This window comes from Thiothrix winogradskyi (assembly GCF_021650935.1).
In the GTDB taxonomy this organism is placed as follows: Bacteria; Pseudomonadota; Gammaproteobacteria; order Thiotrichales; family Thiotrichaceae; genus Thiothrix; species Thiothrix winogradskyi.
Window position 1 is genome coordinate 2,928,527 of the sequence record NZ_CP091244.1, and the last position, 13,315, is coordinate 2,941,841.

At 48.4% G+C, this 13,315-nt stretch carries 9 protein-coding genes; 5 read left to right on the top strand and 4 right to left on the bottom strand.

Going from position 1 to position 13,315, the window contains the following annotated elements:
• Positions 1 to 252: 252 nt before the first annotated feature.
• Together L2Y54_RS14725 and L2Y54_RS14730 are read left to right on the top strand one after the other, a co-directional pair.
• Entirely contained in the window at positions 253 to 3,627 is a 3,375-nt protein-coding gene (locus tag L2Y54_RS14725; RefSeq protein WP_236497118.1) for a chemotaxis protein CheB, read from the top strand.
• Complete coding sequence (locus L2Y54_RS14730; protein WP_236497120.1) at positions 3,624 to 4,244, top strand: response regulator transcription factor; 621 nt, start codon at positions 3,624 to 3,626, stop codon at positions 4,242 to 4,244. Before L2Y54_RS14725 ends, L2Y54_RS14730 begins: the two co-directional genes overlap by 4 nt.
• Here the strand turns inward: L2Y54_RS14730 and L2Y54_RS14735 are convergent.
• The 3 genes from L2Y54_RS14735 to L2Y54_RS14745 all read right to left on the bottom strand — a co-directional run bounded on the left by L2Y54_RS14735 (position 4,241) and on the right by L2Y54_RS14745 (position 9,034).
• Positions 4,241 to 5,749: a SpoVR family protein gene (locus L2Y54_RS14735; protein WP_236497122.1), complete on the bottom strand. Its 1,509-nt coding sequence runs from the start codon at positions 5,747 to 5,749 to the stop codon at positions 4,241 to 4,243. The two genes, L2Y54_RS14730 and L2Y54_RS14735, sit on opposite strands and share 4 nt — an antisense overlap.
• Positions 5,749 to 7,038, bottom strand: a complete 1,290-nt coding sequence (locus L2Y54_RS14740) for a YeaH/YhbH family protein (protein WP_236497123.1) — start codon at positions 7,036 to 7,038, stop codon at positions 5,749 to 5,751. The genes L2Y54_RS14735 and L2Y54_RS14740 overlap by 1 nt, the downstream gene beginning before the upstream one ends.
• A 67-nt stretch (positions 7,039 to 7,105) precedes the next feature.
• On the bottom strand, positions 7,106 to 9,034 hold the full coding sequence (locus L2Y54_RS14745) for a PrkA family serine protein kinase (protein WP_236497125.1): 1,929 nt from the start codon (positions 9,032 to 9,034) through the stop codon (positions 7,106 to 7,108).
• A 387-nt stretch (positions 9,035 to 9,421) separates the two neighbouring features.
• On the opposite strand from L2Y54_RS14745, the gene L2Y54_RS14750 reads away from it, so the two are divergent.
• Both L2Y54_RS14750 and creD read left to right on the top strand, forming a co-directional pair.
• Complete coding sequence (locus L2Y54_RS14750; RefSeq protein WP_236497127.1) at positions 9,422 to 9,952, top strand: SCP2 sterol-binding domain-containing protein; 531 nt, start codon at positions 9,422 to 9,424, stop codon at positions 9,950 to 9,952.
• Between the two features lie 71 nt (positions 9,953 to 10,023).
• On the top strand, positions 10,024 to 11,397 hold the full coding sequence (gene creD, locus L2Y54_RS14755) for a cell envelope integrity protein CreD (protein WP_236497128.1): 1,374 nt from the start codon (positions 10,024 to 10,026) through the stop codon (positions 11,395 to 11,397).
• Here creD and L2Y54_RS14760 read toward each other — a convergent pair.
• Positions 11,354 to 12,040 carry a class I SAM-dependent methyltransferase gene (locus L2Y54_RS14760; RefSeq protein WP_236497130.1) on the bottom strand — a complete coding sequence of 229 codons (687 nt, stop codon included), beginning with the start codon at positions 12,038 to 12,040 and terminating at the stop codon, positions 11,354 to 11,356. The genes creD and L2Y54_RS14760 overlap by 44 nt on opposite strands.
• 166 nt (positions 12,041 to 12,206) lie before the next feature.
• Between L2Y54_RS14760 and L2Y54_RS14765 the strand changes: the two genes are divergently transcribed.
• On the top strand, positions 12,207 to 13,304 hold the full coding sequence (locus L2Y54_RS14765; protein WP_236497131.1) for a class I SAM-dependent methyltransferase: 1,098 nt from the start codon (positions 12,207 to 12,209) through the stop codon (positions 13,302 to 13,304).
• Positions 13,305 to 13,315 lie beyond the last annotated feature (11 nt).

The following is a 13,315-nucleotide window of genomic DNA, read 5'->3' on the forward strand; positions in this document are numbered from 1 at the left end:
ACTGTTTTCCCACAGCTTTGCACATTGGTTTATTAGTAAATACTAATTACAATCCACTCCAGTACTTGCAGTAACCGTGTTAACCGCTAAGCTAGGAGCGAAAGTAAGTACTAACAAAACAAAATAGACCGAACGAAACGATAATAATCTTAATGTGGGGAGCCAGAGTTATCTGGCTCCCCAATTTTTTGGGGATTTTCGGCACCGTAAAATTATCTGCTACTATAAGTTTGTTGCAACAGGGATGACATTATGACGACCGATATTGATAGCGAAACAATCGACAAAAAAGAAGAAGACAATCGCACGATCATCGTTGGCATTGGCGCATCAGCCGGAGGTCTAGAGGCACTAAGAGCCTTGGTTCCCAACCTCCCCATTGATGACCGCGTTGTCTACATTCTGGCGCAGCATCTGGACCCAAAACACAGCAGCATGATGGTGCCCATTCTGGCACGCGAAACCAAGCTACCTATTGCTGAGCTGCAACATAATCAAGCCATCATTCCTGGAACGTTCTACATTATTCCACCTGCGATGGATGCTTTTTATGCCAATGGGCGCTTTCATCTGGAAAAAGCCACTGGCATCGGTCCTAAACCCTCAGTCGATCGCCTGTTTGCCTCATTAGCAGAAAATCATGGCAGACACTCTGTCGGCATTATCCTTTCTGGAACCGGCACAGACGGCACACACGGTATCCGGGCTATCAAGGCAGAAGGCGGCATTACCATTGCGCAACTCGAATCCACTGCCCGCTTTGACAGTATGCCGCATTCCGCTATCGGCACCGGGCATGTTGACCTTGCCCTGCCCCCCGAAGATATTGCCCAACAAATCCACGATATGCTGGCGCAACCGGATATTTCATTCTTATTTGCCAGCAAACCTGAGCCGAGTGAAGATGAGATTCAAAACATTCTGAGAATGCTGCTGGATCAAACAGGTACTGATTTCCGCGATTACAAACGCAATACCTTGCTGCGCCGTATCGAACGCCGCATGACCGTACACAAATGCAAGCAATTGAATGAGTACGCTGAGTACCTGAAACAGAAACCTGAAGAATTGTACGAACTGCACAACGATATTCTGATTTCTGTGACCAGCTTTTTCCGCGATACGGATGCTTATCAAGCCTTGCGGCGGGTGATCGAAGATGTTGTTCCTGAGGGTGGGCATGAAATACGCGTGTGGGTAGCGGGTTGTGCCACGGGTGAAGAGGCTTATTCCATCGCTATCATGCTCTCCGAATACCTCGGCAACCGCATTGCCCGCTATAAAATACAAATTTTTGGTACTGATTTATACGATGGCGTATTAACGATTGCGCGTCAGGCACGTTATTCTAAAGCCTCGGTAGCCGGAATTGACCAACGTATTCTCGATAAATATTTCATCCAGAAAGACGGCGAATACCAACTGACTCAAAGCATTCGCAATATGGTGTTGTTTGCGCGGCATGACTTGGTACGCGACCCGCCCTTCTCACATTTGAATTTAGTATCCTGTCGCAACGTATTGATTTACTTCAACCAGACCTTACAACGTAATGTGTTAGAATCATTCCATTACGGTTTAGAGCCTGATGGCATTATGTTTCTCGGCAAATCTGAAACCATTGGCGGCAGCGACCGTTTATTCGTTACCGTGGATCGTAAATCACGCATTTACCGCCGTCGTAGCGATATTAAAGGACACTTACCGTATTTATTGCAAAATCGTTCACTCCGTGAACAACGTAACCAACAATACAGCAATAATCTTCGCGATAAACCCCGTGCCAAATTGCAAGATTCCATCGACAAGCTCTTGGTTAATATTTACCAACCTGCCTGCATTATGCTGGATGACCGTCAGGAAATTGTGTATGTACGCGGCAACGTTGACCCCTATCTCGGTTTTGGTGAAGGTCGTGCTGCCTTAGGGGTTCTGGATTTAATCCGAACCGAATTGCGCCAAGATTTACGCGGTCTAATTTACAAAGCCCGGCGCACCGATGAAACGGTGAGCAGTCGCCGCATTAATTTCACCTTGAATGGCGAACCCGTGCGTATCGTCATGCGTACCCGTCATTTCCCAGCGGGCAAACTCACCGACACCGAAGTCAGCGTCGTCATTTTTGAAGTACTGCCCCCCAACGACTATCCAGTCACCCCAGAGCAAGAAGCATTGAGTGTCAGTGATGCTTTGCGTATCAAAGAGCTGGAAGAGGAACTGCGTGAAGTTCGTGAAAGCTTGCAAACCACAATCGAAGAGTTGGAAACCTCGAACGAAGAGTTGCAATCCACCTACGAGGAAGCCCAATCCACCAACGAAGAACTGTATACCTCCAGCGAAGAATTGCAGACGTCTAATGAGGAATTGCAATCCACCAATGAAGAATTGCGCACGGTTAACCAAGAAGTTAGCGTTAAAAGCAGTGAACTCGAAACGGCTAACTTGCAATTAAAAAATACTAACGAACAGTTATTGCACGAAATCGAAGAGCGCAAATGGGCTGAAGCTCGTCTGGAAATTGAACGCGCTAAGCTGGATACCATTTTCCAAAGCCAACCTAACTGGATTAACATTTGTGCACTGGACGGCACTATTCAAGAGGTCAATCCTGCGGGGCCGCTGATTATGGAAGCGAAAAATCCAGAACAATTGATCGGACATTCGCTAAAAGATTTCGTTTTTCCTGAATACCAAGCAGACGTAGATGCCTGCATCACCCAAATCAGCAAAGCCGGTGAATTTCACGTGCGTGAAGTCAAGGTAAGAACCTTCAAAGGCAATATCCGTTGGCTGGAAATACGCCCGGTGTTGATTCATCTGGATAATGATGAATTACGCATTATGTCGATTATTGTGGATCACACTGACCGCATGATTGCCCAACAATTGCTGGCGGATCGCCAACAGGAACTTGCGCATATTATGCGCCTGAATACCTTGGGCGAAATGGCATCGGGAATTGCGCATGAACTTAACCAGCCATTGTCTGCCATTGCCAATTACATTCGCGGCTGTGAATTACGCATGAAAAGCAACGAATGCAGCATGAAAGATATTGCCGATGTGATGCAATTAGTGAGCACCCAAGTACGCCGGGCTGGGGAAATCTTACGTTATGCCAAAGACTTTACCCGCAAAGATCAGGATGTCGAATGGCAGGAACATGATATTAACCAGATTATTGAAGAAACGCTACACCTACTGGATACCACAGAACAATTTAAACAAGTTAAATTAAACAAAGCGCTTCACCCCCATTTACGTTTGGTAAATGTCAACAAAATTCAAATAGAACAGGTATTGGTCAATATGATTCTAAATGCCTTAGATGCAATGGAAGAATTTTCCCAAGAAACCATCGGTAAATTGGATATTGTCACGGAACCCGTCGGCACACATGCGGTACGGGTTTCCGTGATTGATGAAGGCACTGGCTTGCCTGATGACTTTGCTAATAAGATTTTCCGCCCCTTCTATACCAGTAAAAAAAGCGGCATGGGAATGGGATTGCCAATCAGCAGTTCCATCATTGAGGCTCACGGTGGTAAACTTGAGGCCATTAATAATACCACTAAAGGCGCTACTTTTAGTTTCACTTTACCGCTAACAGGAACTACCCGTAAATGAATTATGAACCCACCGTATTTATTGTGGATGATGACCCAGCCGTGCGTGATTCCTTACGCTGGCTATTAGAATCCATGCGCTTAAAAGTGGCGACATTCGGTTCGGCTGAAGATTTTCTTAAGTTTTATACCATGCACATGGTGGGCTGCTTAATCTTAGATGTGCGGATGCCAGGAATGAGCGGTCTGCAATTACAGCAATTTCTGACTAAGCAAAAATACGCGCTCCCTATCCTGTTTATTACCGGACACGGTGATATTCCAATGGCAGTTCGCGCCATGCAAGCCGGAGCGATGTATTTCCTAGAAAAACCATTTGAAGACCAAGTATTACTGGATTACGTCCACGAGGCGTTAGCCTTGGATGTTGAAAACCAGCAATCACGCATTCGTTTAACCATGATTCAGGCACGTATCGCCAATCTGACCGAGCGTGAACGCGAAGTGATGGAATTCGTGATCGACAACCATTCCAACAAAGAAATTGCCACCAAACTGGGCGTTAGTATCAAAACAGTCGAGTTTCACCGCAGCCACATGATGGATAAAATGCACGCCACGTCACTGATTGAATTGGTAAACATGGCGCGGGAAGCAAGCGACAACGAAAAGCTTTAATGGTGTTCGCCGACCAAATGGAAACTACGCACAGTACGTCCGTCAGGTTCAACCGAATGCAAATTAACATCGTAACCCCATAACTGGTGCACATGGCGTAACATTTCATTCACGTCACTATTCAACGGGCGGCGGTCGTTCAACACATGCTGCAAAGTCAGTGAACGATCACCGCGCACATTGACTTTGTAGATCTGAATATCCGGCTCCTGCTGACTAAGATTATATTGCAGGGATAACATTTCCCGCACCCGCCGATACCCTTCATCATTATGAATTGCGGCGACATCAATGGTATTTTTACGGTCGTCATCTTCCAGTGCAAACAAATGAAAATCGCGAATCACTTTGGGCGATAAAAATTGCAAAATAAAACTTTCGTCGCGGTAATTGCGCATCACGTGATCTAAAGTGCTTAACCAATCACTACCCGCAATATCAGGAAACCAGTGCTTATCTTCATCCGTCGGATGTTCACAAATACGCCGAATATCCGTCATCATCGCAAAACCCAGCGCATAAGGATTAATCCCACTGTAATACGGGCTATCAAAACCGGGTTGCATCACCACATTGGTGTGTGAAGTCAGAAACTCCATCATGAAGCCTTCATTCACCAGCCCTTCATCATACATTTCATTCAGGATGGTGTAATGCCAGAAGGTCGCCCAGCCCTCATTCATCACTTGGGTTTGGCGTTGAGGGTAGAAATATTGCGCTACTTTGCGCACAATACGGATAATTTCACGCTGCCAAATATCCAACGCAGGGGAATTCTTTTCAATAAAATACAGGAGGTTTTCTTGCGGGTCTGGCGGAAAATTCCTGACGGTTTTCTCTTCTTCACGTTCCCGCCCACGATGCGGTAACGTGCGCCACAAATCATTGAGGTGTTGCTGAATATACAATTCACGCTCTTTCTGACGGTTCTGCTCTTCTGCTGCTGAAATCGGTGCAGGGCGCTTGTAGCGGTCTACCCCATAATTCATCAAGGCATGACAAGAATCCAGCAACATCTCGACTTGCTCGACACCGTGACGCTCTTCGCATTCACTGATGTATTTTTTCGCGAACATCAGGTAGTCGATGATTGCTTCCGCATCCGTCCACGTGCGAAACAAATAATTGCCTTTGAAGAAAGAATTATGCCCATAACAAGCGTGCGCAATCACTAGCGCCTGCATCGTCATGGTATTTTCTTCCATTAAATACGCAATACACGGGTTGGAATTAATGACGATTTCATACGCCAAGCCCATGCGCCCCCGGCTGTAGTTTTGCTCCACATTGACGAAATGCTTACCATACGACCAATGGTTGTAGAAAACCGGCATCCCAATAGACGCATACGCATCCATCATCTGGTCCGAGCGAATCATTTCAATCTGATTCGGGTACGTATCCAGTTTGAATTTATCGCGGGCAATGCGAGCAATTTCGCGGTCATAGGCTTCGATGGCCGCGAATGTCCACTCTGAACTGGTGGAAATATAACGGTCAGTCATCAATCAACCTCCTCACCCGCGTGTTTGCGGAACAACTCACGGAATACTGGGTAAATTTCAGCATTATTGCGCACCCGTTGAATCGCAAATCGATCCAGAAAATCACGCTGCAAATGTTCGTACAAATACCACAAGCCTTGCGGATCACGGTCGCCGATTTCGATATAGGTGTAATACTGCACGAACGGCAAAATATCCTTAATCAAGGCATCGTGACAGCGTTGATTATCTTCGTGCCAGTTATCCCCGTCAGACGCTTGCGCAACATAGATATTCCACTGACTGGGTGAGTAACGTTCTTCAATAATCTCGCCCATCAAATTCAGGGCGCTGGACACCACTGTACCGCCGGTTTCACGGGCGTAAAAAAAAGTGTTTTCGTCGACTTCTTGCGCTTGGGTATGGTGGCGGATAAACACCACTTCGATCTTTTCGTAGTTCTTTTTCAGGAATAAATACAGCAAGAAAAAGAAACGTTTCGCAGTGTCCTTTATGTCCTGCGTCATCGAACCCGATACATCCATCACACAAAACATCACGGCCTTAGGCGATGGTCTGGGTATCTTGACCCTGAGATTGTATTTCAGATCAAAGTCATCCAACCAAGGAATCGCGTGAATCTTCACATTCAAGCGTGCTAATTCAGCCTGCAATAACGCCTGTTGCGCAGTAGTTTCAGCAGTGGTATCGACCTGCTCCAGTAATGCTAACTCAGCCAAAATTTCACGCCGCCGCCGCCGCTCTTTGCCACGGAGTGCGATGCGCCGCGCATGGGCACTGCGCATTGAACGCACCACATTAATTTGCGCCGGATTGCCGACTTCACTAACCCCAGCACGGTGATAATCAAACGAATCGCTACTCAATAACTGGCGTTTCACCATATTGGGCAAGGCGAGATCTTCAAACAAGTATTCGAGAAATTCCTCCTGCGAAATCTGGAATACAAAGTCTTCCATGCCTTCGCCATCAGCGGACGCTTGCCCTGACCCACTACCGCCGCCCGCGCCACCGGGTGGACGCTGGATACGGTCGCCTTGCACAAACTCCTTATTGCCGGGATGCACAATGCTGCGTTTACCCCCCTGCCCGTGCCGAAATACCGGTTCAGAAATATCACGCTTGGGGATCGTAATACTTTCCCCTTGTTCCATATCCGTGATGTTGCGACGGCTCACCGCATCCGACACAGCACGGCGAATCTGCTTCTGGTAACGCTTTAAAAAGCGCTCGCGATTCACCAGACTTTTGTTCTTGCTGTTTAACCGACGATCAACAATATAGGCCATACGGCACTCCTCTTTTTCTCCCTTCACCCCTTGCGGGGGAAGGGTCGGGGATGGGGGGTAAAAAACATTACTGCGATTTACGTACCCGTAAATACCACTCAGCCAACAAGCGCACTTGTTTTTCGGTATAGCCACGCTTCATCATGCGCTCCACGAAATTGTCATGCTTGCGCTGTTCATCCGCTGACGATTTCGCGCCATACGAAATGACTGGCAGCAAATCTTCAGTGCTGGAGAACATTTTCATCTCAATCACGCGGCGCAACTTTTCGTAACTCGTCCAAGCAGGATTGCGCCCGTTATTGCTATTGGCACGCGCCCGCAACACAAAGTTAACGATTTCATTACGGAAATCTTTCGGATTGCTGATACCAGCCGGTTTCTCGATTTTTTCCAAATCGGAATTGAGGGCAGCACGATCCAAAAACTCGCCGGTTTCAGGGTCACGGAACTCCTGATCCTGAATCCAGAAATCGGCATAGGTCACGTAACGGTCGAACAGGTTCTGACCGTATTCTGAATACGATTCAAGGTAAGCCGTCTGAATTTCCTTGCCGATGAAATCCACATAACGCGGTGACAAATACTCTTTAATGAAGCGAATATAACGGTCTTGCAATTCGCGTTGGTACTGCTCTTTCTCAATCTGACGTTCCAGCACATACATCAGGTGTACGGGATCAGCCGCCACTTCGGTGGCATCGTAGTTGAAAACTTTGGACAAAATCTTGAAAGCGAAACGGGTAGACAAGCCATTCATGCCCTCATCGACACCGGCAGCATCCTGATACTCTTGGATAGTCTTGGCTTTTGGATCAATATCCTTAAGATTTTCACCATCGTAAATACGCATCTTGGAATACATGCTGGAATTTTCCGGTTCTTTCAGGCGTGACAGCACAATAAACTGTGCCAACATCTTCAAGGTATCCGGTGCGCATGGCGAAGCTGCCAACGAGCTATTGACCAGTAACTTTTCGTAAATCTTGATTTCTTCGGTAACACGCAAGCAATACGGTACTTTGACAATCGAAACCCGGTCAATAAATGCTTCGTTGTTGCGGTTATTTTTGAAGGTCTGCCATTCAGATTCGTTGGAATGCGCCAGAATTACCCCGCTGAATGGAATCGCACCGATACTTTCCGTACCGTTGAAATTGCCTTCCTGTGTTGCGGTCAACAGCGGATGCAGCACTTTGATCGGCGCTTTGAACATCTCCACGAATTCCATCAGCCCTTGGTTCGACAAACACAAACCGCCGGAATAGCTGTAAGCATCGGTATCGTTTTGCGGGAAATCTTCCAGCTTGCGAATGTCGACCTTGCCCACCAGTGACGAAATATCCTGATTATTTTCATCACCCGGTTCGGTTTTAGACACCGCAATTTGGTTGAGGCGTGAAGGATAACGTTTCACCACGCGGAACTTGGTAATGTCGCCACCGTATTCGTGCAAGCGCTTGACTGCCCAAGGCGACATCACGGTTTTCAGGTAACGGGTCGGAATTCCGAAATCTTCTTCCAGAATTGCGCCGTCTTCTTCCACATTGAACAAGCCCAGCGGGGATTCGTTAATCGGTGAATCTTTAATGCAGTAAATCGGGGCTTTTTCAATCAGCGCTTTGAGGCGTTCAGCGAGGGAGGATTTACCACCGCCCACCGGCCCCAACAGATACAGCACTTGCTTGCTCTCTTCCAAGCCTTGCGCTGCGTGACGGAAGAAGGACACGATTTGCTCGATGCACTCTTCCATCCCATAAAATTCAGAAAATGCAGGATAGCGCCGGATCACTTTATTGGAAAACATCCGGCTCATGCGAGGGTCGCGGGAAGTATCGACCAGTTCCGCTTCACCGATGGCGTACAACATACGTTCAGCGGCAGTGGCGTAAGCCATGCGGTCGCGCTTGCACAGATCAAGATACTCTTGCAGCGAGTACTCTTCTTCTTGCAAGGCTTCATAGCGCGATTGATAGTGATTGAAAATGCTACTCATTGTGTACCCCTTTCACGGTAAATACGGGGGCAGCTAACTGCCCTGCGGTGTATATACAGACAACTATCTGCTGTCGATAGTGACAGTTTGCAAGTGAAATGCCAAGTGACTGCAAACTGGCTAATGTTGAATTCCTGCCTACTTATTATTTTAGACTACTGATCCGCTCAAAAGTGTGATCAGCCGACCGTTAATGTCTACAATTTAAACCGAAATTACCACTATCAACACAAATAGCTGATGAACGGGAGGAATCCTCAAGCCCAACTGAAAAGAACCTTTCCTCACTAAAGTTTATCTGCTATACCACTGTGGCTGAATCTATCAATGATAGCCATTGGTAAATTCAATGCTGACTAATGAGAGAAATTGAGGAGGAGATTTTCTATGTTAAAACAAACAACTTTGGCAACCTGCCTACTGATGCTGGCGGTAGCGCCTGTCCAAGCGGCGGAATTTATGGATGCGGCATGGGCGAAACAAGCCTGTGATGCTTGGAATGCTGATACCACCTTAACCACGGGTTTAAAAGAGACCGACGGCTATTCATGGATTCAAAATGACAACAGCCGAGGCTACAAGTTGGTGCAAATGTACCGTACTGATTGCGGCGAAAGCACCAAAGTGCAGCTCAACATCAGTTTGCAAAATGACAAAGCCATGTGCAATTACGGCGGCGTACCGGATGGTAAAAAAATGGATGCCAGCTACGACTACCTCATGCACGCTACTGATGCAGATTGGGCGTGCATGGGTGAAGGCAAGTTCGGTTGTGGTGCAATGGGTGCAATGGGTACGGGCAAGCTCAAATTCAACGGCCCCAAAATGGAAGCGATGAAAGTCATGGGGCCATTCGAGAATTTCCTTAAACTCACCGGCAAAGTCGCGGGTACAAAAACGGAATGCAAAGCTAAGTAAGCCGTTTGGGGTGAGGTTGCTCCCGCGCAAAACATGCTATTATCCGCCCGGTCAACCCTAGGATAAGAACCATGTCGGAGCATCTTCCCCCTCAACTACCCAAATCCGCGCTATATCAGTTATCGCAATCGCTCAGTTTACGCACCCTCATCGTCATTTTGCTGGGGCTATTGATGTTAATCCCCTTGTTTTTTGCCGAACAAGCGGTGAAAGAGCGCCAAACCCATTACCAAAATGCCCTGAACAGTGTGGCGGAACGTTGGGGTGGCAAACAAACCCTCATCGGTCCAGTCTTGGTCGTGCCATATGTTGAGCACTTCACCAGCGTTGACACCATCAGCGATGAAAACGGCGAAACTCGCGTCGTCAGCAAAGATATTTTCAACGACCGTACCGCTATCCTGCTGCCGGAGTCCCTAGAAATCCGCGCTAATCTCAACGAAGAACACCGTCAGCAAGGGATTTACGATGCCTTGGTTTACAACGCAACCATTAATCTGAGTGGTAAATTCAACCATGCACAAGTCCTGCAATCCAGTGAAGGTGAACGCCGCATTCTGTGGAATAAAGCCTTCATCGCCCTAGGGTTAAGCGACCAACGCGCCATTGATACCGCCTCCAGCTTTTTCTGGAATGATGGGCGTATCGACATGCAACCCGGTACTCGTTTAAGCAAATTGCTGCCTTCTGGTTTTCATATTCCCTTGAGCGTGAATGCCGATAGCACCACCAGCAATGAATTCAAACTGACCCTCAACCTGCGCGGTAGTGATGGATTATTTTTCGCACCGTTGGGGCAAACCACCGCCATTCGCATGACCTCGGCATGGACTCACCCCAACTTTCAGGGCGATTTATTACCCAATGAACACGCCGTCACCGAAGCAGGCTTTAATGCCGCATGGGACATCCCCCACCTCGTGCGCAGCTACCCGCAATATTGGGTGCTCGAAGATCAGCAAACCTACGACTTACACAGCTTTAGTGCCGGGGTAAACTTGCACGAACCCGCCTCGCTCTACACCCTGATTGAGCGTGCGGTGCAATACGGCGCACTGTTTATTGGCATGACCTTCTTGGTATTTCTCGCCTTTGAAATCAGCCTGAAACAACGCCTGCATGTCTTGCAGTACGGCTTGGTTGGGGTGGCGTTATCGCTGTTTTACCTGATTTTACTGGCAGCAGCCGAACACATTGGCTTCCTGTACGCCTATATCGCCGCATCAGCCACCACCATTCTCTGCATTACGGTTTATACCGGGATGGTATTGCGTAACGGACGGCGGACTTTCCTGCTGTTTTTGCTGCTCGCGCTATTGTACGGCTTGCTGTATTTACTGCTACAAAGGGAAGATTACGCCCTAGCGATTGGTGTGGGGTTATTGTTGTTTGCCACCATGATTATGATGTACGTGACTCGTCACCTGCTTTCCACACCCAAATAACATCATTGCGCGGGTCACGGTAATCGGCTTCCAGTTTGCTGATGGGTAGGTCAGCAAACAGTGTAGCAATGCGGCGCGGTGGCAACATCGGATGACCAATTTTGAAACCCGTGGTCGCATTCAGCCAAGTACGCCATTGCGCTGCTGTTGACAGCTTATCCCCGTGAAACTGGCTATTCGGCGCATGAATGTAGAGCAAACCACCGGGCGCTAATAAACCGCAAAGCTGCTGGGCAAACGTCTGGTCATGTTGGCAGTAATACCAGCAAATCCGATTAAAAATCAGGTCAAAACTCGCCGGTTCCAGCGCTTGGGTATCTTCCAGATAGCCTAACGACCACTGCAAATTCACCTTGGCAGTCGCCGCTTTTTCTTGCGCAATACGCTGATAAGTATGCGAAATATCGTGCCAAGTCACATCCGCCCCCCGCTGTGCCAAGGCAACGCTGTATTGCCCCGCTCCCGCGCCCATATCCAGAATGCGTTTGCCTTGCAAACCACCCAATTGCGCATCGAGCTTATCCAGCAAGGCGTGATCGACCATTTGCCATTCGGCAGCGGCGTATTCCTGCGCCCATGCGGGATCAACCGGATCCCAACCTTTTTCTGGGCGATGCAGCTTGCTATGCAACCAATTGATCACCGTAACCACCTTTATTGAAATACATTTTTTAATCGGTAAAGCCTAACGATTGAAGTTGGTATGGTGCTGCGAAATACAGGTTAAACGGTAATTTTTCTGGATAACTGGCAAGGTCTATACTGGAACAGTCTTGTTTGCTTTTTGTATAGCTTTTGAGGGGATAGGTATGATGAAGCTGGAATGGCAGAGCAGCGTTGCCAAACACTGCGATTGTTGGTTTACCCAAGCGTCTGCCAGCAGCGGCACTGGCGTAACGGCAACACCCTTTGCAGCCGGTGAACGGTTAACGCCAACTCAGATAGCCCCAGTTACCTTTCCCCGTGCGCAATTCATGACCCGGCAGCGTCAACTCACGGTTGAACCACGCAGCGGACGCTTTTACCCGCAAGCGTATGCGTGGGAAGCACTGGATTGCAGCCGCAGTGAATTTCGCCCCTTCCGTTTGATCGCTGCCACGCCGGATACCTTGACCGCCGACCTCAATCACCCGCTTGCCGCTTACCCACTGACGATTATTGCAGCGGAACACGCTCTCATCACACCGGAAATTTTCAAGGCACTCACCGAAACCGGCGCGGGGATGCAAGTACCCTACCCCGGCGTATCCACCGATTACTACGCCACCACTTACCCATTCACCCGCCCGGATGAACGTGAGGATGCGCAGTTTTACACAGCACCACGTTTCGTCAATCATTTGGATACCACCGCGCTGGCGCAAGTCACCGCTTTGTATGGGCGTTTGTTGCAACCCGGTATGCATATCCTCGATCTCATGACCAGCCATGTCTCGCACCTACCCGACACGTTGACAGACCTGCACGTTACCGGACTCGGCATGAACGCTGCGGAATTGTCCGCCAATCCGCGATTGCATCACCGTGTCGTCCACGATCTCAACCAAACCACACCATTACCCTTTGCCGACAATAGCTTTGATGCGGTTATTTGCACGGTTTCCATCGAATATTTAACCCAGCCATTAGCGGTTATGCAGGAATTAGCACGGGTAACGCGCAGCGGTGGCAAGGTGATTATGACGTTTTCAACCCGTTGGTTTCCGCCTAAAGCCATTACGGTTTGGACAGAAATGCACCCGTTTGAACGCCAAGGCTTGGTGTTGGATTATTTTCTGAAAACGGTGCAGTTCCGCGACTTGCATACCGAATCGGTACGGGGATTACCGCGCCCGATGAATGATCCGCATCGGCGCGAAACGGCGCTGTCTGATCCGATTTTTGCGGTGTGGGGGACGGTTGCCTGAGCGTAGTCGAA

Coding starts and splice junctions, on each gene's coding strand:
- L2Y54_RS14725 (WP_236497118.1), top strand. CDS start 253: ATGACGACCGATATTGATAGCGAAACAATCGACAAAAAAGAAGAAGAC.
- L2Y54_RS14730 (WP_236497120.1), top strand. CDS start 3,624: ATGAATTATGAACCCACCGTATTTATTGTGGATGATGACCCAGCCGTG.
- L2Y54_RS14735 (WP_236497122.1), bottom strand. CDS start 5,749: ATGACTGACCGTTATATTTCCACCAGTTCAGAGTGGACATTCGCGGCC.
- L2Y54_RS14740 (WP_236497123.1), bottom strand. CDS start 7,038: ATGGCCTATATTGTTGATCGTCGGTTAAACAGCAAGAACAAAAGTCTG.
- L2Y54_RS14745 (WP_236497125.1), bottom strand. CDS start 9,034: ATGAGTAGCATTTTCAATCACTATCAATCGCGCTATGAAGCCTTGCAA.
- L2Y54_RS14750 (WP_236497127.1), top strand. CDS start 9,422: ATGTTAAAACAAACAACTTTGGCAACCTGCCTACTGATGCTGGCGGTA.
- creD (WP_236497128.1), top strand. CDS start 10,024: ATGTCGGAGCATCTTCCCCCTCAACTACCCAAATCCGCGCTATATCAG.
- L2Y54_RS14765 (WP_236497131.1), top strand. CDS start 12,207: ATGATGAAGCTGGAATGGCAGAGCAGCGTTGCCAAACACTGCGATTGT.